This is a genomic window from Nocardioides sp. P86 (assembly GCF_023712465.1).
Taxonomy (GTDB): Bacteria; Actinomycetota; Actinomycetes; order Propionibacteriales; family Nocardioidaceae; genus Nocardioides; species Nocardioides kribbensis.
Genome location: NZ_JAMAYE010000017.1, coordinates 1 through 489, shown reverse-complemented (window position 1 = coordinate 489; position 489 = coordinate 1). Strand labels below are relative to the sequence as shown.

Here is a 489-nt window from a genome sequence, read left to right as displayed (position 1 = left end):
CCTCAACTCGCGCGAGACCGTGGCGCAGTGGGTGGAGATGCTGCGTGAGCAGGTCCAGCGCTTCCTGTCCTTCGAGGGGGAGAACCCCGCCCGCATGGTCAACAACCTGGACTGGACGTCGCAGCTGTCGGCCATCGACTTCCTGCGCGACATCGGCAAGAACTTCCGCGTGGGGACCATGATCAAGAAGGACATCGTGGCCAAACGTCTGAACTCGGAGGAGGGGATCTCCTACACCGAGTTCAGCTACCAGATCCTGCAGGGGCTGGACTTCCTGAACCTCTACCGGCAGTACGGCTGCACCCTGCAGACCGGCGGCTCGGACCAGTGGGGCAACCTCACCTCCGGCACGGACCTCGTGCGCAAGACCGAAGGTGCCGCGGTGCACGCCATCGGCACCCCGCTGATCACCAACTCGGACGGCACCAAGTTCGGCAAGTCCGAGGGCAACGCCATCTGGCTGAACCCGGAGCTGACCTCGCCCTACGC

At 64.6% G+C, this 489-nt stretch carries 1 protein-coding gene; it reads left to right on the top strand.

The genetic code is table 11. The annotated features are described in order from the left end of the window. A partial coding sequence (gene tyrS, locus M3673_RS18735) for a tyrosine--tRNA ligase (RefSeq protein ID WP_251535575.1) occupies positions 1 to 489 on the top strand: 489 nt, incomplete at both ends.